Raw genomic sequence first — 19,481 nt, forward strand, 5'->3', positions numbered from 1 at the left:
TTGAGGCAGCGCCCACAGCGGGCGCCAAGAACCTTCGAGGAACGGGATGTTTGGCATCTATCTCAAGCGCGAGCTGGGCCGTAGAAAGAAGGCGGCCCTGGTCATCGCACTGGGTCTGGCGCTCGGAATCGCCCTGGTGACCACGGTCAACTCTGTGTCGGCCGGTATGACCCAGGCGCAGGACAAGGTCCTCAAGTCGCTTTACGGCCTCGGTACCGACATGACGGTCACCAAGGCCCGTACGGCACCGACTTCGGGCAGCTCCGGCGGCCCGAACTTCAAGTTCGGCGCCAAGTCCAGCAGCAGCTCCACGCAGAGTTCGGACCGGGTGCAGACGCAGGGAGGTCAGGCCCTGAAGTCGACCCTGGTCACCGAGGTCGCCGCGCAGAAGGGCGTGGACAGCGCGGTCGGAGCGCTCTCCCTGAACGTCACCAAGGTCGACGGCTCCTTCACCCAGGGCAAGGCACAGAGCTCCAGCGGCAGCAGCAACAGCGGGGGCGGCCAGGGCCAGCCGGGCGGTGGCACCTCCACCGGCCAGCCGCAGGTCCAGGGCGGCGGCGCCAACTTCAACGTCAACAGCTACTCCGTCGTCGGCGTCGACGTGGCCCACCAGGGCCTCGGCCCGCTGGCCTCGATGAAGATCACCTCGGGCAGGACCTTCACCTCGGCGCAGACCAGCGCCAAGGTCGCGGTGGTCAGCAAGTCGTACGCCAAGGAGAAGAAGTACAAGGTCGGCTCGACCTTCAAGATCTCCGGCACCAAGTTCACGGTCATCGGGATCGCCACCCCGGACAGCAGCGAGTCCGACACCGACCTCTACATCCCGCTGAAGCCTGCGCAGACCCTCGGCGACGCCAAGAACCAGGTCACCACGATCTACGTCAAGGCGACCGACTCCAAGCAGATCTCCACCGTGAAGGAGGAGATCCAGTCCAACATCTCCGGTACGACGGTCACCACCTCCGCCGACCTGGCGTCCACCGTCTCCGGTTCCCTCTCCACCGCCTCCAGCCTGGCGACCAGTGTCGGCAAGTGGCTGTCCATCGCCGTCCTGGTGGCGGCCTTCCTGGTGGCGGCGCTGCTGACCTCCTCCGCGGTGTCCCGCCGGGTGCGTGAGTTCGGCACCCTGAAGGCGCTGGGCTGGCCCTCGCGCAACGTCACCCGGCAGGTCGTCGGCGAGTCCATGGTGAACGGCCTCATCGGCGGCGCCCTCGGTATCGCCCTCGGCGTCGGCGCGGCCTACGCGGTCACCGCGATCAGCCCCAAGCTGACGGCCCAGCTGGGCAACACCACCGGCGGCGGTGGCATGGGCGGTCGCCCGGGCGGCGGCGGCCCCGGCCAGCAGTCCACCCAGAACACCCTGGAGATCGCGCTGACCGCGCCCGTCTCCCTCACCACCATCGCGCTCGCCGTCGGCCTCGCGGTCACCGGCGGTCTGATCGCCGGCGCGATGGGCGGCTGGCGCGCCTCCCGGATGCGCCCGGCCGACGCCCTGCGCAGCGTCTCGTAACCCCCCGCCCCCCCTGAACCGGGGCGCCGCTTCCGATCCCCCCGGGATGCGGCGCCCCACCCCACTCACCACCCAGTGGAGAACCCATGTACAGACTCACCGGAGTCACCAAGCGCTACACGCGGGGCAAGGAGACGGTCGAGGCGCTGCGCGGCGTCGACCTGACCATCGAGGACGGCGACCAGCTCGTCATCCAGGGCCCGACCGGCGGCGGCAAGTCGACCCTGCTCCAGATGATCGGCGGCCTGGACCGCCCGACCGAGGGCAGCGTCGAACTGGACGGCGTCGACCTCGCGCGCATCAGCGAGACCAAGCTGACCCGGGTGCGCGCCGAGAACATCGGCATCATCTTCCAGGCGTTCAACCTCATCCCCACGCTCACCGCCCAGGAGAACGTCGAGACGGCCCTGGTGCCGCTCGGCGTGAAGCCGGCCGAGCGGCGCGAGCGGGCGGCGGAGGCGCTGCGCTCGGTGGGCCTGGGCGAACGGCTCACCCACGCCCCCTCGGAGCTCTCCGGCGGCCAGCAGCAGCGGGTCGCCATCGCCCGTGCGCTGGTGAAGAAGCCGAAGGTGCTGCTCGCCGACGAGCCCACCGGCAACCTCGACGAGGGCACCCGGGACGACATCATGGGCCTGCTGGAAGGCCTGTGGCACGAGTACCGGCTGACCTTCATCATGGTCACCCACGACTCCTCGATCGCCCGCCGCGCCCCGCGCCTGGCCACCATCAAGGCCGGCCAGATCACCCTCACCGAGCAGGGCGGCGGACAGCGGTACGCGCAGCAGGCGGCGGGTGCGGGGCACGGCGGCGGGCCGCAGCAGGCGGGCTACGGCCAGCAGCCCCAGGAGTACGGCCAGCAGCCTTACGTGCAGCAGCAGTACGGCGGCGGACCGGGCTACTGACCCACCCGCGGGAATCCGCCCGCAGGGATCCGCCCGCAGGGATCCGCCCGCAGGGATCCGCCCGCAGGGATCCGCCCGCAGGAGCCCACCGCAGGAGCCCACCGCAGGGGCCGTTCAGCGCCCGAGCAGCCGGTCGATCTCGGCCAGCTGCCCGGCGGTGAGCGGCCCCTTCGCCATCGCCCCGGCGTTGTCCTCGGCCTGGGCGACGGACCGGAACCCGGGGATGGGGACCGTGCGCGGGCTGCGGGCCCAGATCCAGCCGAGGGCACCCTGCGCCAGGGTCCGGCCACCGCTGGTGAGGACGGCCCGCAGCGCGTCGATCCGCGCGACCCACTCGGGATCGGCCCCCTCCCCGTCCCCGAACCCGGGCAGCCAGGCCGGCGGCCTGCTCCGGATGTCCCCCGCACCGGCCGCCTGCCGCCGCCCGCCGAGCAACCCCATCGCGAGCGGGCTGCGGTTGACGGCGGCAAGACCCAAGTCGTCTGCCACTCGCAGGAGTTCGGGCGCGTCCTGGAGCACGTTGAGGGTGTGCTGTACGGCCGTACAGTGCGGGCCCTCGGCGAAGACGGCGGCGCGGGCCGGGTCGTCGGTGCTCCAGCCGTAGGCGCGGATGAGCCCCTCCGCCACCAACTCCTCGCAGACGTCGCGCAGTTCGGCGGCACGGGACGGGACGGCGTCGGAGAGGTGCAGCTGGTAGAGGTCGACGTGGTCGGCGCCGAGGCGGCGCAGCGACGCGGTGAGGGCGCGGCGGACGTACGCCGGGGAGTCGTCGCTGCCGGTGAGTGTGCGGGTCTTTTCGTCGAAGACGTTGCCCCACTTGGTGGCGACGACGACCTCGTCCCGGCGCTTGCCGAGGGCGCGGCCGAGGACGCGCTCGCTGTGCCCGGCGCCGTAGGTGTCGGCGGTGTCGAAGAAGGTGACGCCGAGGTCGAGGGCGCGCTGGACCGCCCGTACGGACTCCTCGTCGTCGACCCTGCCCCAGCCGAGCGGCTGACCGGCGGCGTCCTGCCACTCGCCGCCGATGGCCCAGCAGCCGAAGCCGAGCGCGCTGACCTCGATACCGGAACGTCCCAGGGTCCTGGTGGTGCTGTAGCTGTCCATGCCCGAGGACGCTAGGACTTGAAGTGCACGCGAGGACAAGGGGCGGACCAGGACGGCAAGGTGCCGGACAAAGGGACGGCCGAGGAGGCGGTCAGGCCTGCCCGGTCTCGAAGTGGGAGATACGGCCGTCGTCCTCGACGGTGAAGGCCCACCTGGTGCGCATCTCGCCCCAGGTGTCGTTGCGGTAGCCGGCGACCAGGGAGCGGCCGTCGCGGGACTCGCTGTCGACGTCCAGGTGACCGTGGGAGGAGAAGATCTCGCGGTCGATCCACTCGGTGAGGTCCCGGTCGGAGCCGTCGTCGGCCATGGTCGCGTCCGGGGTTAGCAGTCCGAGAAGGCTCGCGCGGTCACCGGCGTTGACGGCGCCGACGAAGGCACGGACGGCCGGGTCGCTGAGTCTGTCTGGGTGAATCGTCATGTCAGTCAGCGTCACACCGCTGCCGGGGGCCCGCCACCCAAACGGCGCCGAGGACGGGCCGGTCGGGTGTCCCGGTGCGACCGTGGAGACCTGATCGCACCCCGGCCGGAGGAGCCACCGTGACCTGCTACGACCGACGTGATGTGGGCCTGCTGCTGCTCCGGCTGGGGACCGGCGGGGTGCTGGCGGCGCACGGCGCGCAGAAGCTGTTCGGCTGGTTCGGCGGGGGCGGGATCGAGGGCACGGGCCAGTACTTCGAATCCGTCGGGTACGCGCCCGGACGGCAGAGCGCGCTGGCGGCGGGGCTGGCGGAGGCGGGCGGCGGCACGCTGCTGGCGCTGGGCCTGGCGACCCCGGCGGCGGGGGGCGCCGCGGCCGGCGCGATGGCGGGCGCGGCCGCACTGCACATGCCGAACGGGTTCTTCGCGGCGGAGGGCGGCTATGAGTACGCGGCGAGCCTGGGCCTGGCCGCCGCGGGCCTGGCGGTCTCGGGCCCCGGCCGGCTCTCCCTTGACCACACGTTCGGGCATGTCTTCGACCGGGGCTGGATGGTCCCGGTGGCGCTGGGAGTGACGGCGGCGGTCACGGCGGCGGTGATCGGGGCCCGCAACCGGCGGTTGCAGCGGCAGCGCGCGGGCGAGCAGGAGGCGTTGTTCGAGGAGTGACCGCGGGGGCGATCGCGGGGTGACCGCGGGGTGGGGCATGGCAGGCTACGGGGTCATGACGGATCAGCCGGCCCCGCCCACCGACGTATGGGCCGCCATCGACGACCTCTGGACCTGGCTGGAAACCCACCGCGTGCACGACGGCGACACCGGCCTCGTCCTGCGGATGCTGAAGCTCACCGAGGAGGTCGGCGAGGTCGCCCAGGCGGTGATCGGCGCGACCGGCCAGAATCCCCGCAAAGGCGTCAGCCACACCTGGGACGACGTACAGGGCGAGCTGTGCGACGTGGTGATCACGGCGCTGGTGGCGCTGCGCACACTGACACCGGACACACGGCAGGTGTTCGAGCGGCATCTGGCGCGGGTGACGGAAAGATCGCTCAGGCCCTCGGTCTGAGGAGTGCCAGCACTCCTAAAAGGCCTCCGTCACGTCAGTCTGCTTGTTTCATGATCACCCCATCGCGCTAAATCAAGCGGATTCCAGCAACTGCCCATCACCAGGTCTGGTTGTCCCAGGTGCTCGTCAGGAGAACGCCGAAGGGACTGCCTTGCGCCTGCAATACCTCACCCGCTTCGCCACGGCTCTGGCCGCAACAGGAGCTCTCGTCCTCGCTGCGCCCATGGCCGCGCACGCAACCTCGATCGGCACAACTCCCGTGCGTACCTTCGAATATGGCGTCGGCGGCGTGACGATGAAGATCCCGACCGGATGCATGTTCACGCACATCATCCGCGGCGGCGGCCGACGTATCACCTATCAGAACGCCGGCGTCGACTGTGCCTTTGTCGCGGCCCTCAGCAGCGGCTTCTGCAACTGGCGCATCGACTTCACCTACGCCGACACCAACAACCGGACCTACCGCACGTCCCGCGGGAGGACACACGCCGAATGCAAGATCGATCCAATGCGGAACAACTCTCCGCAGCTGCTGCCTCGTTATGGGAAGGCGTGCGCTCATCTCTTCGTCAACGGAGTGCGCCGCGTGAGTCAGTGTCACCACATCACGAAGTGAGCCCTTCATGGTCGAGCAGCAACAGAGGAACAACTCGGGCCGAGACCGGGGGACGCATCGGCGCAGAGCCGGGATCGCCGCATTTCTCGTAGGGCTCGTCGCCACGCTCGCCTTCTTCGCCTTCTTCCCCGGACTGCCGCACGTCATCGACGGGGGGGCGATCCTCGCGGCCGTGGCCGTGGGCGTGCTCACCCGCTGGGCCTGCCAGTCCTGGATGACGAGAACGGCATGCAAGAAGCGTTGAGGCCCGGGATCACCGCCTCGGCGTAACCGACTCGGAGCTCAATCCCACGCGCCCCGCCCAAGCCTGCCGGCCGACCCCGACATGGTCCCCGCACACGGTCGTCCTCTTCCCATGCTCGGTGATCCACGCTGACCGAGATGTTCGGGCGGCATCTGGCAGGCGTTACGGAACGGTCGCTGGGGCCGTCGGCGGCACTCACCCCCCGGGCGGAGCCGCGCCGCGTCGTGTCGATCAGACGTCGTGAAAAGGCGCTGACCGGCGGCGACGCCACTACCGTGATGCCGCATGAGACGCTCGTTGCCCCTGGATGCCGTGCCGCGCCTCATCATCGCGGCGGTCGTCGGAGCGGTGGTCGGGGTGGCCGTGGCGCTGGCGACCGACGGAGCACTGGGCGCACTGGCCGCGATCGCCACGACGGAACTGCCCTTCGTCGTGGCGGGCTGGGCGGTGCTGTGGCAGATGGACGCGACGGCCACCCACCGCAATGCAGGGCGTGAGGACTTCCGTCCCGTGACCGATGAACTCGTGGTGGTCGCGGTGGCCCTGTGCGGACTGGCCGCCATCGTGCTGCTCCTCCTGCGCGGCAAGTCCGGCCCCGGCCATGTGGCGGCGGCGACCGCCCTGTGCGGCGTCTTCACGGCCTGGGCCGCGCTGCATCTGATGTACGCCGCCCGTTACGCCTACGTGTATTACGAGTCCGCGGGCGGAATCGACTTCAATTCGGACGACCCTCCCGCGTGCCGGGACTTCTTCTACTTCAGCTACAACCTCGGCATGACCTATCAGGTGTCCGACACCGACGTGTCGAGTTCGGCGATCCGGGCGATCGTGCTGCGTCACACACTGCTTTCCTACGTCTTCGGCACCGGCATTCTCGCCACCGCCATCAATCTCGTCGTGGGAATCGTCAGCGGCTGAGGTGGCGGCTCCGGGGCAGGGTCGGGCCGGTGCGGCCCTACGGCGTGAGCCGGTGGGTCCGGGGTAGGGAAGGATCATCGTGCTGACGTGGCCGGCCGGCGGTCAGGCGGAGCGGGAAGGCAGGGGTGGGCCATGACGTCGGAGCAGGCCGCCGGGATTCCGTTCTCGGTCCCACAACTGATCGCCGAGCTTGTTCTGTCGCAGGGTGACGGCGAGCAGTTGCTGCGCCACCAGATGGCGCGGTTCGGGCGGCGGGACTCAGGAAGACGTCCTCACCGAGCTCCCGGAGCGGTTCGAAGTCGACGAGTGGATGCCGATGTCCAGCGCCGACGAGCAGCACTACCGAGCGGCTGTCATCGAAGGCAACTTCATGGCCATGCGCCAGGCCGCGCTGGGAGCTCGAACTCGCCGGCTCGCCGCCGAGACGGTGCCCGCCTGTGCAGTCCCAACGGCTACCGCCTGCTGATCACCGTCCGCCTCTGCAGCCCCGTGCGCCGGAGAGCAGGATCGAACGCCTGCTCTCACACATTGCCGTGAACTGACCCACCCGCTGACAACCCATGAAGTCGGCGTCACGCTTCGTCGCGAAACGTGATGCTCCCGTCGACGAACAGCCAGTAACGGCTGTGGTCACTCGAACGCCAGGTTTCGCTGGCCATGAGGGCGCGGTCCATCCATTCGCCGAGTTGAGGCAGCGCATGCGTCCGCAAAGCGGCGCGCGCATCAGCTCTATCACCCTTCGCTACCGGGATGACATCGATGCGGAATCCGGCCGCATCAGGGTGGGTTCCGCGCCCGTAGTTGAAAGGCTGCGCAGCAACCCATTCAACGCCGATGACATCGCCAGTATCGCTCTTTTCCGAGAGAAATCTGAGATCGCTGACGTGTGACATTCTGCCACCGAGTGCCTCGCTGACATCTGTGGCAGTAAGCGGCCAGGAGCGATCGCGAGGAAGTCGATTATTTCGTGAAGTCATAGATGAAGTATGCCATGTTCAATGGTATGCGGACACTGGATTTAAGGCCTCGCCCGTCACGAGGAGCCGGTAGGCGGCCGGAACATACCGGCCGCCTACCGAAAAACCTACTACTTCCGGGTCAGATGCTTCTTGATTTTCTTCCATTCGTGACCATTCCGACGCTCCTGCTTCGTCGGGTTGCGGCCGTAATGTTCGCGGAATATTCGGTCGACTGCTTCATCAATGCTCTCACCAGCCTTCCTCCCCTTCCCTCTGGCCCAGGAGGGAATATCGCTGGCGCTTTCCTTTCCGGACTTCTTGCTGGCCTTGGCCCACAGAATTCGGACCTTGTGGATCGCCCAGCTCTTTCCGTACCACCAGATCAGGGCGATGATCGCCACGACGGCTGCGACGCCGATGATGGTGAGTACCGTGCTGGCGCTCACTCCGCCCACGGCGAGACCGACGAGGGCGATCGCGGCCATGCGTCCGTCGAGGTCGACCATGTTGACCGGGTCGCCGCAGACGTAGTCGTAGCTGTTGCAGCTGCCGCCGGCGACCGGGTCGACCTGGAGGAACCGGCCGGTGTTCGGGTTGTACAGACGGACGCCCATCAGGGTGAGGCCGGTGACGGTCTCGGACGAACGCTGCTTGCCGCCCAGCCAGTCGTAGCGGGTCGCCGCCTGGCCCGCTCGCGGGTTGCCGTACTCGTCGGCGTCGAGGACGGTCGGCGCCACACTGGTGTCGACCGGCAGCGCGAGGGTGACGTCGCTGTGCAGGTTCGCCAGCAGGAGGACCGTGTCGCCGGTCTTGCTGGTGGTGGCGGCGAGATCGCCGTCGGGTCCGTCGACGTTGCGGCTGAGGGCCCCGCCGGCGGTGTCCTCCACGATCCAGCGCGGGTTGTCCCCGTCGGAGTCGTAGTGGTTGAGCTTGGATCCGGTCTGGGTCCAGGTGCCGGAGGCGTTGGACTCGGTGGTCCAGGAGCGGAACCGCAGGCCGGAGTCGAGGGTCCAGGTCTGACGCTGGGTGCCGGCGGTCTGCTGCTGGACGAGGTCGTTGGCGAAGTAGGCCAGCGTGCTGCCCGGCAGTGCGGTGGTGCGGCCGAAGGCGTCGTAGGTGTAGCCGGCGTTCACCAGCCGGTTGGCGCTGTCGTAGGTGTAGGAGGTGCTCGTACCGCCGGTCGTGGTGCAGTCGGTGCCCGGGGTCGCGGCGGCGGTCGCGAGCGTGTTGCGGTTGCTGTTCTTGTCGAAGGTGTAGGAGCGGGTGGTGCAGACCGCGTCGGCGCCGGTGTCCTGCACCTGGGTGAGGCGGCCCGCGTTGTCGTAGGCGTAGGCCTGGGAGGCTGTCACGCCGGGCGTACCGGTGTGGGTGGCCACCTGGCCCTGCACGGTCGCGGTGACGCTGTCGGACACCAGCACGGTGCCGTCGCTGTTGCGGGTGTAGGTGCGTGCGACGGGACGTCCGGTCGGGTCCAGGTCCTGCTGCATGGTGTAGCCACCGGGCAGGCCCTGGCTCGCCACCGTGCCGTCGGCGTCGTAGCGGGCGGAGAAGGTGCCGGCGACGGAGTCGGTCACCGAAGTGGCCAGCCCCCGCGGGTCGATGGTGGTGTCGTAGGTGTAGGTGGTGGTCGACGGCACGCTGTCGGTGACGACGGTGGGCCTGTCGAGCGTGTCGTACTGGGTGCTGGTGGTACCGCCGTCGGCGTCCGTGTAGGACATCTGACGGCCGAGCTGGTCGAACGTCTTGGTGATGGTGCCGCCGGCCGTGGACGTCCGCTTGATCTCGTCGCCGGTGGCGGGGTCGTACGACGTGGTCGTGGCCGGGACGGCTGCCCCGACCCCGCCGGAGACGGTGACCGTGGTGGGCCGGCCGGCTGTGTCGTAACCGTTCGCGGTGGTGCGGGTGACGCTGTTGGCGGTCTCGGTGATCTTGGTGGTCTGCCCGAACGTGCCGTATTCGAGGGTCTTGACGGGCAACTGCGTCGGGTTGGAGCCGCCGCCGGTGATGGCCGCGGCGGGGCCGGTCTGGCAGACCGCGCCGGCCCATTCGGGCCTGCCGCCGCAGGTGCCGGTGCCGTCGCCGGTGTAGTAGCTGGTCAGGGTGGTTCCGGCGTCGGTGCCGGTGGAGGCGGGCAGCTGGGTCTTGGTGACGCGTCCCTGGCTGTCGTAGGTGGTGGTCGTGGTCAGCGCCAGCCCGCCCGGATCGGCGGTGGTGCTGTTGGCCACGCCCTTGGCCCAGTCGTAGCCGATGGCCGTGACCTTGGGGTCGGCGGTCAGCGTGGGCCAGGCCCGCAGCTGGGCGCCCACGGTCTGCTTTGTGACCTGGTCCTGCACCGCCGCGGTGCCGTCGGTGGGCCGGCCGTTGTCGTACTCCTTGAGGGTCTGGGAACGGGCGATGACCGTGCTGCCGGACTGAGCGACCGTGGCCGTGCCGTTCAGCAGCTTGGCGGCGAGGACGACCTGGTGCAGCGGCCCGTCCTCTTCGAGTTCGCGGGTGCCGGTGTCGTTGTAGAGGGTGCTGGTCGACAGCAGCTGGGCGCGTTCGGCGGAGGACAGGTTGATGATGCCGAGCGCGGTCAGCCGGGTCCGCTGGTCGGCGGTGGTGCCCAGGGCCAGTTCACGGTTGCCCGCGCTCAGGCTGCGGACGGTGTTGCCGAACTGGTCGTAGTCGGTGGCGGTGATGTGGTGGCCCGGAGTGGCCTCGTCGACCTCACGGCCGGAGGAGTCCAGGTAGTGGATGTCCGCTCGGGTGTACGCGGCCGCGGTCAGGGCGCTGCCGTCGTTGCCCGCGGGCACCTGGTCTGCGGGGAACACCGCGGTGGCGTCGCTGGGCTTGTCGGTCTGACCCCATGAGTCCGTCGCGGTGGAGCCGAGATCCTCCGGGGCGGTCGTCGTGCCGCTCAGCGGGACGCCGTAGACGACGCTGGTGGCGGCGGTGCCGTTGGTCTGGCTCGCGCTGCCCGGCGTCAGCGTCGGACGCGAGGCCTTCAGCAGCATGCCGTCACCGGCCGCCGGGTTGGTTCCGGCCTGCCCGTAGGTGAACGTCCACGGCAGCTGTCCGGGCGGGGTCAGCGTGCTGACGCGACCGGAGCCGTCGTAGGTGTAGGCGGTCTTCAGCGCAGGGCTGATCCGCGGGTCCCACTGCTCGCGCAGCCGCCCGCTGCTGTCGTACGCGTACTGCGCGACGGTCTGCGCGGTGGCGGCGGAGGCGCCCGGCGCGGTCGACCACAGCCTGATCGACGACACCTGGTCCTTCACGTCGCCCAGCGCCGACGAGGTCGCGGTGGTGGCCGTCGCGTAGCCGAACTCCAGTACGCGGCACCCCTTGGTGGACGGCGTCGTCACACAGGTCGACGCGGAGACCGCCGACGTCGGCGCGATGATCATCTTGGGGCGCGAGGTCTTGTACTCGCCCAATGTCACCGGCTCGCTGACCGTGGTCGTCGTGGTGTCGGACAGGCCGTCCAGGTAGGAGGAGGCGGCGCTGTAGAGCGTCGAGCTGCCGCTGACGGGGGTGAAGGTGGTGACCTCGCCGTCGGAGGTCTTCAGCGTGAAGGTCCCGCCGAAGCTGCCGGTGAGGTCGTAGTCCTCGGAGCCCACCTCGGGGATCCAGCCGGTCTTCGCGGCGTTCTGGGTGAAGTCCAGGTGGGTGTCGTCACCGGCCGCGAACACGCTCACCGACGTCGGCGAGGTCTTCGACATGCCCGACCACGGCGTGGAGGTCTGCTCGCTGGAGGCGCCGTAGAGCCATTCCTTGCCGAAGATCGGCGCCTGCTGCCCGTCGCCGCCGCCCGCCTGCGGGGAGCGCGACGACGCGGTGCGGTCGACCGAGAGGCCGAAGAACGAGGCGTCGTTGCCGGAGAGGGTGTAGTCGCCGTTCAGCAGGTTCAGCGAACCCGGACCCACCTCCTCGGTGGCGGCGCCGTCCGCGGTGCGGTCCACGACCGCGTCGACCGGGTCGGAGGACGCGGTCGCGCTGTTCGGGCCGGTGAAGTCGGCGCGGATCTGCACGGCGCCGTCGGGGTTGACGGTGCTGGTGGCGTTCCAGGTGATCTTGGGACTCTTGCCCGAGGTCAGCGCGACGGGCCAGGCCGTCAGCGGCTGACCGCCCACCGTCACGTCGGCGGCCGGGACACTCGCCCACGTGTCCGCGTCACCACGGCGCCAGGAGAACGTCACGTGGTCGTACTTGGCGCCGTCGGCCTCCGCGGTGAGCGGGAGCCGGGCGGCGGTGCGGGTGCCCTCGTCGGGGCTGGTGACGCCGCCGGGGCCGACGTGGAAGGTGTAGGACACCGGCTCGGACTTGTTGTCCGCGCGGTCCGTCGCCCGGACCTGAAGGGTGTTGGTGCCCGCCCTGGCCGGCTTGACGGTGATGTTGACCGGGGTCGTTCCGCTGGTGGCTGCCTTGGTCCAGGTGGTGCCGTCCAGCGACCACTCGACGCCGTTCTGGTCACCGGACGGCGGCGTCACCTTGAACACGCCCGCCTGGCCGACGCCCTTGACCCACGCGTTCGAGGGGTAGTCCGTGGAGGTCACCGCCGTGGGCGCGGAGGGCGCCGAGGTGTCCACGGTGAACGTGGCGAACGCCGACCAGCCCAGGTTGTAGTGGGTGCCGTCGTAGGAGTTGGTGCGGAACTTGTACGTCTTGCCGTTGGTGAGCAGTCCGGAGGGGACCGTCACCGACGCCGGCTGGCCACTGGGCACGTACGGAGAGACCAGGTAGTTGCCGACCTGCGTGCCGGTGGTGGCGTCGTCGATCTCGAAGGTGCCGTCGACCTTGTCGTTGTTGACGTCGACGAAGGTGTCCCGCAGCGTCGGTGTGGTCGTGTTCACGAACCACGCCCCCGACCCGTCCTGGAAGAACGGCGGGCCGGCCTGCTGGTCGGTACCCGTCTTGGGCCGGTAGTTGTAGGTGACGGTCAGCTTCGGCACGTTGGACGACGCGTTGGCCGAGTTGAACCGTTTCCACTGCATGACCGACGACGCCGACGTCTCGTCCGGGGCCTGCAGACCCATCCCGGACGTGGTGTTCTTCGCGGAGGCCCAGGTCTGGACGAGGTCGGTGACATCCGCGTTCGCCCAGCCGTCCGGCGCCGAGGCGCAGCCGGGGTTGCCCTTGGTCTCCGTGGACGTGGCTTTCTTCTGGTTCCACGCGGGCTGTGAGCTCCACCGCGTGGCGGTCGACGCCTTGCCCGCGTCCCACACGTCCCAGGGATAGGCCTTGCAGTCGGTGTTGCCGGAGTGGAAGTTCCACAGCGACAGCTTGGCGTTCGACACCAGCGAGTCACTGATGGGTGCGGTGTTCCACGTGATGAACGACCGCGCGATCCGTGCGGTGCCGTCGGCGTTCTTCGTCCCCGGGTTGCCGACGTCCAGCTCCACATCGCTGGACCAGTCGACGGTCTCACCCTGCTGGACGTAGGTGTCGAAGACGTTCGACAGCGCGGACGTCGACGGGTCCACCGTGACCGGGAACTTCGTCTCCGGGTCCGCCAGGAACTTCGCGTCCGGCGTGAAGACCAGGCTGATCGTGCCCTTGGACCGCCGCACGGTGAGCTTCACCGGCGCCCGGTGGGTGTGCTCACCCGAGGCCGGGTCGACGCGCGCGTCCCACATCAGTGGCGCGGGCATGACAGCCCGTTTCTTGCCCTTTCCGTCGGTGAAGAGCAGGCTGCCGTCCTTCTGCTGGACGACCTTGAGACCCTTCTCCCTCAACGGCAGCGTGTACGAGTAACCCCCGCCCTGTGGACGGGTGTTGACGTTCACGAACTGCTCGAACCCGGTACGTGTCGCCTCCACGACCACGTCACCGCCGGGCACCGCACCACGGTAGGTGGCCCGGTTGCCCTTCAGGTGCGGCTTGGGCAGGTCACCCTTCCACTGCAAGGCGATCTGCTGGTCACCTTCACCCAAGGTGACCAGATCCGTCGACGGGCCCGAACGCCCGCTGTCCGCGGACGCCTTGAACCCGGACCGGCCACCGGCCAGCCGCAGCCCCCGAGGATGCGCCTTCGGCGCCACGGAGCCATCGCTCGCCTGCAGATCCAGGTCGACGGCACGCCAGTCGTTCCCGTCACGGAAGCGCACCGGGCCCGCCGACAGTTCCGTGGTCAGTGAACCGTTCGGGTTCACCCAGGTCGTCGACGTCTCCGTACGCTCCCCGAGCGCCTCGACCCGCTTGCCCGACAACCGTGCCAGCACCCGCGCCGACGCCAGGTCCGCGGCCGACGACGGATAGTGCTTACCGCGCTGCGACGAAGCCGACTTGGCCTTCTGCCCAGCCGCCCCGGCGGCGAACGCCGGTGCCGTGTCCGCAAACGCCGTCACGGCCAGAGCCAGAGCGAGCGAGCCGGCTATGCCCCGGCCCCACCCTCGCCCGGACTTCAGCAGGCCGGGTCTACGCCCGACCCACACTCTCTTCCCCACTCAAGCTCCTTGTTCACAGAAGTCCCACAGATTGCGGGGCGCCGTGAAACATATCGGAGCTCAAAGCGAAACAAACAAGATCAAATTCCCCTGACGTAGAGATAAACCAGTAAATCATTGGTAAAGAAAAAACCCAAAGCAGGAAAAAGACCCGATCCGGCAAACCTTCGCAATCGGGATCTACGGGCAGAAATTCCTGCCAGAGCGAAGTCCGCCCACTTCGGAGAAAATGCGCTGCAACCTTCCAGGCTGAATCAAGCCACGCGGAGCGAGACGTGACGGAAAATGAGCCTTCCTGAATCCTGGTGACTGGGCATCCGGCATTCAGTAGGGGACGGAATTCGCCGCCGCTGATTGCGTGATTTTCCCGCTGTCATGCTTCCATTGCCCCGGCACACATCGGTTGAGGAGTGCTCCCGATGTGAGATGCCGTAAGCCATGAGGGGGCGTCGAAAGACATGAAGAGACGTGTGTGGGGCACCGCTGCCGCCATGGTGGCCGCGACGGTGACCGGCGTCATCGTGTTCCAGGGGGTTCATGGGACCGCCGGAGGGCCGGACGGTAAGAGCACCACACCGGTGACCGGGCCGGTCAGCACCACGGTGCACACCACGGCGGTGAAGGCCGAGGGCGACCGGGCCGAGGTGCCCGAGCGCGCCACCGATGGGTTCAGCCTGATCGGTCTGTCGTGGACCAAGCCGTCCGCGCAACTGCCGGGCACCGTGCAGGTGCGGACTCGTAACGCCCGCACCGGCGCGTGGGGATCGTGGGTCACCCTGGACACCGGTGGCAACGGCGCCGCGGCGGAGGAGAGTCGGCGCGGCGCGACCGACCCGGCCTGGGTAGGCCCGTCCAACGGTGTCCAGGCCCGCGTGGACGGACACGGCGCGCCCCTTCCGGCCGGCATGCGGCTGGAGATGGTCGACCCGGGTGTGGGCCGTTCCGCGGTGGACGCCGATCCAGTCGCGTTCAAGGTTGACGAGCCCACGGCAACGCCAGGCGACGAGACGAGTGAGCCGGCGGACGCGAGCACGGGCACGGATGCACCGCCGGTGGTCGAGCCGAGCCCCTCGCCGAGCACCCCGTCGCCGAGCGACTCGCCGACCACGGGCACCGTCTCCCCGTCTCCGACACCGAGCGGATCGACCAACCCCACCCTGCCGCCGGCCCCGGTGTCGAATGCGCCCGAACCGCCGATCGTCACCCGCGCCCAGTGGGGGGCTGACGAGTCGCTGAACAGTGAAGCACCCGAGTACGGCACCGAGGTCAAAGCGGTCTTCGTCCACCACACCGTAAACGCCAACGACTACTCCTGCGCGGACTCCGCTGCCATGGTCCGCGCCATCCGCACGTACCACATCCAGTCCAACGGCTGGAAGGACATCGGTTACAACTTCCTCGTCGACAAGTGCGGAACGGTCTTCGAAGGGCGCAAGGGAGGTGTGGACCGGCCGGTGATCGGCGCCCACACCCCGGGCTTCAACACCAACACCGTCGGCGTCGCGGTCCTGGGTGAGTACTCCTCGATCGACGCATCCTCCGCAGCCAAAGCCTCCGTGGCACGCCTGGCCGCCTGGAAGCTCGGCCAGTACGGCCACGACCCCGCCGGCAAGGTCGATCTGACCGCCGGTCTGGACAACGGCAAGTTCAAGCTCGGGCAGACGGCGAGCTTCTACCGGATCTCCGGGCACCGTGACGGTTACTCCACCGAGTGCCCCGGCGACAAGCTCTACGCCTCCCTCGCCGGCATCCGCACCCTCGCCGGCGGGCCCGTCACCGGACTCGCACTCAAGCCCTTCGGTCAGGCCGGTGTCGTCGGCACCACCGCGTACACCAAGGGCCCCCTCACGGTGAACTGGGCCATCACCTCGCCGGCATCACTTGTCAAGCGCTACGAGGTGCTCGTCGACGGCAAGGTCGCAGCCACCGCCGGCCCGACCGCCACCTCCGCCCCTGTGACCCTGGGGGCGGGCCCCCACACCGTCGCCGTGCGAGCGGTACACGTCTCGGGCCGCACCGCGGTGACACCCGACGCCACCGTCATCGCCGACACCACCGCACCCACTTTCACCACCAAGCCCTCGGTGACACTGAACACCGGCACCGTCAACCCCACCGCCGTTCCGGTCGCCCTGGGCTGGAAGGCAACCGACACCGCAGCGCTGAAGGAGGTGCGCCTGACGGTGCCGTCCGCGCACACCTACGGCCCGGCCACCTACACGACTGCGCTGACCTCGAACTCCGGTACCGCCACAACCTGGTCGATGACGGCTCGCGACCAGGCCGGTAACACCACCACCGCGACCACCACGGCCACCCCGGTCATCCTCCAGGAGACCTCGGCCGGCCGGACCGGCACCTGGACCACCAAGTCCTCCAGCAGTTACCTGGGCGGCAAGTCCTACACCTCCGGTTCCAAGAACGCCTCGCTCACCTGGAAGTTCACCGGCCGCTCGGCAGCCTGGGTGGTCTCGCGTGCCGGCACCTCCGGACAGGCGTACGTCTACGTCGACGGCGTCAAGACGGCCACCGTCGACCTGAAGTCCACCGTCACCAAGTACCGAGACGTGGCGTGGACCAAGAACTGGTCCACCAGTGCCGCCCACACCGTCAAGATCGTCGTCGTGGGCACTTCCGGACGCCCGACCATCACCACCGACGGACTCGTCTACCTGAAGTAACCGCCCCAGGTCTCCCCCGTACCCTCCCACGGGCCCGGTCGTCCACACTCGATGACCGGGCCCACCTCTCTCGCGATCCGGGGCCGGGCTTCCTGGAGAGATTGAGACCCGAGACACCGCCGCGACATCCTCGCGAGTCCGGCCCGCTCTTCGTGCGGCCACCGCCCGCAGCCGAAGGGCCTCCACCCACTCTTGGGGCGGCTGACGAACCGTGCCCGGCACGTCAAGAGATGAGCCGGGCACGGATGCAGCGAACCGGCTGCGGCCGAGGTCTCCAGGAGGGCCGACATGTTTTGATTGGCCGCCAGGACGTTTCCAGGAGGCGCCCCGCCGACATTCTTCCGGCTCGAGACGGGCTGCGCCGTCATACAAGTCACCGATCAACGCAGCAACGGCTCATTCGGTGGGCCGCCACGATGAACCGGAGGCCCAAGGTCACACGCCGCTCGCCGTCACATCCGCGGAGTAGACCAGCGCGACGCGGTGACCATAGTGGACTGTGTACATCTGTTCGGCGCCGATGACGACTGCCCCGGGCATGAAGTAGTCGTCGGTGTTGGCCGACGGTCGGGTGGCGACGTATGCCTGACCGGCAGGGACGGTGTAGTGGCTGATGGGTGCCTGCATCGAGGGGGACAGCCGAGCGGGGTACTCCGCCCGGTCAGGGTAGCCGGAGCCGTGGACCGCCACCGGTGTGGCGACCGCCCGACCCGCTGCAACCGGGACTTCGCAGAGATTTTCCGCCGCCTAACGCGGCAAGCCCCCGAAAGACCGGAAAGAGCCTCCGACGCAGGTCAGAGGCCCTTTCCGGGGCAAAGCGGCAGGTGGCGGCAGACGAGTCGGGCTGTACGCCGGGGAGAATTACCGCAGCGCTATGACCTTCGCAAACGTTCAGGGCGGACGCTTCCGTGGCTACCTCGATGGCTACGCAAGAAGGCGCCCCCGCGCCGGAGCGGTCCGGACGGAGGCTTCGTCGTTATCGGAGTTCAGAGGGTCTGCTCGATGCACTCGAGGATGACCGAGTCCGTCTCCTGCTGCCGGGTCGTCCGTCCAGCTTCTTGCCGATGAATCCCGAGTTCAGCCGGTCGGCCAGACCAAGCACCGTCTCCGCGTACTGCACGACCTGATCGCTGTCACCCCGATGGGCCCCGAGGACGGCAAGGTCGCTCAATACCGGCTGCGCGACGGCGCAGGGACAGCGGTTGGGCGAGGGCTGCGGTGAGGGCATCTTCCGCGAGGTCGGGACGGCCGAGCTGGAGATAGCAGGCCCCCGTTCCTCGAGGAGGCGGGAAGCGTCGAAGCGGAGTCAGCCGCCATTGTGGGAGTGGCCGTCGAGGGAGTGCACCTTCTCGGCTTCGTCGAGGGCCCGGGCGCAGCCGTCGATGTCGCCCATGGCCGCGCACATCTGCAGATGCTGGCCGAAGACTCCGTACTCCAGGACCGTGTTACGGCCGGCGCGTACGTCGTACGAGCTCTGGGGCGGAAGGTTTGCGCCACCTCGTTCAATGGATGCGGCGGCGCGCCGGGGGCGGCGGGCGGGTATGACCGGCATCCCACCAGAATCCGTACTAGAATCCGTACAGAAACAAGACTCTATATGGGTACGGTGACAGCATGGAGATCCCCGAGGTCGTGACCGTCAGCGACGCGCGCGCCAGACTGTCGCGAATCCTGACCGACCTGTCGGAGTCCGGTGCGGATGCCGACCCGGTCCTGATCGGCGCCCACCGCAAACCCCAGGGCGTCCTCCTGTCCGTCGAGGCCTTCGAGGCGCTGAGCGGCCGAGCCGCACGGCGTGCGGCCGTCGCCTCGGCCACCGGCTCCATCGAGGCCGAGGGGCTCCACGCCTCCGAGGCATCCGACCGCGACACCGAGGCGTACGTAAAGGGCGACCTCGACGCGGACACCCTGGTCGCCCGCGCGATCGCCCGCCACGGACAGACTTCGGAGCGGCGGGCAGGGTGAACGATCCGTACGCCATGGCCAACGGCGTGCTGCGCAACAAGCTCGGCATCACCGACCATCAGCTGCTCGATGCAGCGGAGGCGGACATCACCCGGGCGCGCCTCGTCATGCTCACCGAACGCCCCCTGCCCGGCGCGTACGACCTCGACCATCTCCAGGCGTTCCATGCCGCAATCTTCGGCGACATCTATCCGTGGGCAGGCGAGTTACGCACCGTGAACATCGCCAAGCGCACACCGTTCTGCCCGGCGAGAAACCTGGTGTCCTACGCCGGAGAGGTCTTCGGCCGTCTCGCCTCCTCCGGTCATCTGCGGGATCTCCTCAGGCAGAAATTCGTCATCCGACTGGCCGAGCTGTACGGCGACATGAACGTCCTCCACCCGTTCCGCGAGGGCAACGGCCGTGCCCAGCGGGCGTTCCTGGCCCAGCTCAGCGCCGATGCGGGATACGACCTGAACTGGTCGGGCATGGACCCCCAGCGCAACGAGGACGCCTCGGTGAAGAGCTTCCTCGGCGACAACAGCCTGTTGGAGCAGGTACTCGACGAGCTCATCACCACCACGGGGTGACGCCTCTGTCTCCCGACCGGCAGGCGCGGCGCCTGTTGTCTGGCACGTGTCAGGCCGAAGAGGTGGATCCCCCAGGGGACGAGTGGCTCGTGCGGGTGAACTTAGTTACCC

Annotated in this window: 16 protein-coding genes and 1 pseudogene; 11 read left to right on the plus strand and 6 right to left on the minus strand. The window is 68.9% G+C overall.

Features of this window, described 5'->3' with window-relative positions; genetic code table 11:
• The first annotated feature begins 46 nt into the window (after positions 1 to 46).
• Together ACZ7OO_RS08880 and ACZ7OO_RS08885 are read left to right on the plus strand one after the other, a co-directional pair.
• Positions 47 to 1,510: an ABC transporter permease gene (locus ACZ7OO_RS08880; protein WP_471502951.1), complete on the plus strand. Its 1,464-nt coding sequence runs from the start codon at positions 47 to 49 to the stop codon at positions 1,508 to 1,510.
• An 86-nt stretch (positions 1,511 to 1,596) separates the two neighbouring features.
• Positions 1,597 to 2,268, plus strand: a pseudogene (locus ACZ7OO_RS08885) (ABC transporter ATP-binding protein); the annotation flags it as partial.
• 258 nt (positions 2,269 to 2,526) lie between these two features.
• Here the strand turns inward: ACZ7OO_RS08885 and ACZ7OO_RS08890 are convergent.
• Together ACZ7OO_RS08890 and ACZ7OO_RS08895 are read right to left on the minus strand one after the other, a co-directional pair.
• Positions 2,527 to 3,513 carry an aldo/keto reductase gene (locus ACZ7OO_RS08890; protein WP_471502953.1) on the minus strand — a complete coding sequence of 329 codons (987 nt, stop codon included), beginning with the start codon at positions 3,511 to 3,513 and terminating at the stop codon, positions 2,527 to 2,529.
• 91 nt (positions 3,514 to 3,604) lie between these two features.
• Complete coding sequence (locus ACZ7OO_RS08895; protein ID WP_471502955.1) at positions 3,605 to 3,931, minus strand: nuclear transport factor 2 family protein; 327 nt, start codon at positions 3,929 to 3,931, stop codon at positions 3,605 to 3,607.
• A 119-nt stretch (positions 3,932 to 4,050) separates the two neighbouring features.
• Here ACZ7OO_RS08895 and ACZ7OO_RS08900 point away from each other — a divergent pair, with 119 nt between their 5' ends.
• The 6 genes from ACZ7OO_RS08900 to ACZ7OO_RS08925 all read left to right on the plus strand — a co-directional run bounded on the left by ACZ7OO_RS08900 (position 4,051) and on the right by ACZ7OO_RS08925 (position 7,237).
• Entirely contained in the window at positions 4,051 to 4,596 is a 546-nt protein-coding gene (locus ACZ7OO_RS08900) for a DoxX family membrane protein (protein ID WP_471502957.1), read from the plus strand.
• Positions 4,597 to 4,651: 55 nt separating this feature from the next.
• Positions 4,652 to 4,993 carry a MazG-like family protein gene (locus tag ACZ7OO_RS08905; protein WP_471502959.1) on the plus strand — a complete coding sequence of 114 codons (342 nt, stop codon included), beginning with the start codon at positions 4,652 to 4,654 and terminating at the stop codon, positions 4,991 to 4,993.
• Positions 4,994 to 5,150: 157 nt separating this feature from the next.
• Complete coding sequence (locus ACZ7OO_RS08910) at positions 5,151 to 5,609, plus strand: hypothetical protein (RefSeq protein ID WP_471503404.1); 459 nt, start codon at positions 5,151 to 5,153, stop codon at positions 5,607 to 5,609.
• Between the two features lie 7 nt (positions 5,610 to 5,616).
• Positions 5,617 to 5,853, plus strand: coding sequence for a hypothetical protein (locus tag ACZ7OO_RS08915; RefSeq protein WP_471502961.1), 237 nt, complete (start codon positions 5,617 to 5,619; stop codon positions 5,851 to 5,853).
• 285 nt (positions 5,854 to 6,138) lie between these two features.
• Positions 6,139 to 6,771, plus strand: coding sequence for a DUF1345 domain-containing protein (locus ACZ7OO_RS08920; RefSeq protein WP_471502963.1), 633 nt, complete (start codon positions 6,139 to 6,141; stop codon positions 6,769 to 6,771).
• A 205-nt stretch (positions 6,772 to 6,976) separates the two neighbouring features.
• Positions 6,977 to 7,237: a hypothetical protein gene (locus ACZ7OO_RS08925; RefSeq protein WP_471502965.1), complete on the plus strand. Its 261-nt coding sequence runs from the start codon at positions 6,977 to 6,979 to the stop codon at positions 7,235 to 7,237.
• Positions 7,238 to 7,343: 106 nt separating this feature from the next.
• Here ACZ7OO_RS08925 and ACZ7OO_RS08930 read toward each other — a convergent pair whose 3' ends face one another.
• Positions 7,344 to 7,664 (minus strand): hypothetical protein, encoded by a 321-nt coding sequence (locus ACZ7OO_RS08930; protein ID WP_471502967.1) that lies wholly within the window; start codon positions 7,662 to 7,664, stop codon positions 7,344 to 7,346.
• Positions 7,665 to 7,858: 194 nt separating this feature from the next.
• Positions 7,859 to 14,062 (minus strand): DNRLRE domain-containing protein, encoded by a 6,204-nt coding sequence (locus ACZ7OO_RS08935; protein WP_471503406.1) that lies wholly within the window; start codon positions 14,060 to 14,062, stop codon positions 7,859 to 7,861.
• 551 nt (positions 14,063 to 14,613) lie between these two features.
• Here ACZ7OO_RS08935 and ACZ7OO_RS08940 point away from each other — a divergent pair.
• Complete coding sequence (locus ACZ7OO_RS08940; protein WP_471502969.1) at positions 14,614 to 16,836, plus strand: N-acetylmuramoyl-L-alanine amidase; 2,223 nt, start codon at positions 14,614 to 14,616, stop codon at positions 16,834 to 16,836.
• Between the two features lie 435 nt (positions 16,837 to 17,271).
• On the opposite strand, the gene ACZ7OO_RS08945 is transcribed toward ACZ7OO_RS08940, so the two are convergent.
• Both ACZ7OO_RS08945 and ACZ7OO_RS08950 read right to left on the minus strand, forming a co-directional pair.
• The gene (locus ACZ7OO_RS08945) at positions 17,272 to 17,463 is read right to left on the minus strand and encodes a hypothetical protein (protein ID WP_471502971.1); all 192 of its coding nucleotides are present in this window, start codon (positions 17,461 to 17,463) and stop codon (positions 17,272 to 17,274) included.
• A gap of 679 nt (positions 17,464 to 18,142) precedes the next feature.
• On the minus strand, positions 18,143 to 18,388 hold the full coding sequence (locus ACZ7OO_RS08950; RefSeq protein ID WP_471502973.1) for a hypothetical protein: 246 nt from the start codon (positions 18,386 to 18,388) through the stop codon (positions 18,143 to 18,145).
• A 62-nt stretch (positions 18,389 to 18,450) separates the two neighbouring features.
• Between ACZ7OO_RS08950 and ACZ7OO_RS08955 the strand changes: the two genes are divergently transcribed.
• Positions 18,451 to 18,801: an antitoxin VbhA family protein gene (locus ACZ7OO_RS08955; RefSeq protein WP_392402499.1), complete on the plus strand. Its 351-nt coding sequence runs from the start codon at positions 18,451 to 18,453 to the stop codon at positions 18,799 to 18,801.
• Positions 18,798 to 19,370 carry a Fic/DOC family protein gene (locus ACZ7OO_RS08960; protein WP_471502975.1) on the plus strand — a complete coding sequence of 191 codons (573 nt, stop codon included), beginning with the start codon at positions 18,798 to 18,800 and terminating at the stop codon, positions 19,368 to 19,370. The genes ACZ7OO_RS08955 and ACZ7OO_RS08960 overlap by 4 nt, the downstream gene beginning before the upstream one ends.
• Positions 19,371 to 19,481: the final 111 nt, after the last annotated feature.

It is taken from the genome of Streptomyces sp. NPDC111744, assembly GCF_055634995.1.

Bases quoted from the DNA above. Each gene is read 5' to 3' on its own strand.
- ACZ7OO_RS08945 (WP_471502971.1), bottom strand. From the start codon at position 17,463: ATGCAGGCACCCATCAGCCACTACACCGTCCCTGCCGGTCAGGCATAC.
- ACZ7OO_RS08905 (WP_471502959.1), top strand. From the start codon at position 4,652: ATGACGGATCAGCCGGCCCCGCCCACCGACGTATGGGCCGCCATCGAC.
- ACZ7OO_RS08890 (WP_471502953.1), bottom strand. From the start codon at position 3,513: ATGGACAGCTACAGCACCACCAGGACCCTGGGACGTTCCGGTATCGAG.
- ACZ7OO_RS08930 (WP_471502967.1), bottom strand. From the start codon at position 7,664: ATGTCACACGTCAGCGATCTCAGATTTCTCTCGGAAAAGAGCGATACT.
- ACZ7OO_RS08955 (WP_392402499.1), top strand. From the start codon at position 18,451: ATGGAGATCCCCGAGGTCGTGACCGTCAGCGACGCGCGCGCCAGACTG.
- ACZ7OO_RS08940 (WP_471502969.1), top strand. From the start codon at position 14,614: ATGAAGAGACGTGTGTGGGGCACCGCTGCCGCCATGGTGGCCGCGACG.
- ACZ7OO_RS08915 (WP_471502961.1), top strand. From the start codon at position 5,617: ATGGTCGAGCAGCAACAGAGGAACAACTCGGGCCGAGACCGGGGGACG.
- ACZ7OO_RS08920 (WP_471502963.1), top strand. From the start codon at position 6,139: ATGAGACGCTCGTTGCCCCTGGATGCCGTGCCGCGCCTCATCATCGCG.
- ACZ7OO_RS08950 (WP_471502973.1), bottom strand. From the start codon at position 18,388: ATGCCGGTCATACCCGCCCGCCGCCCCCGGCGCGCCGCCGCATCCATT.
- ACZ7OO_RS08880 (WP_471502951.1), top strand. From the start codon at position 47: ATGTTTGGCATCTATCTCAAGCGCGAGCTGGGCCGTAGAAAGAAGGCG.
- ACZ7OO_RS08895 (WP_471502955.1), bottom strand. From the start codon at position 3,931: ATGACGATTCACCCAGACAGACTCAGCGACCCGGCCGTCCGTGCCTTC.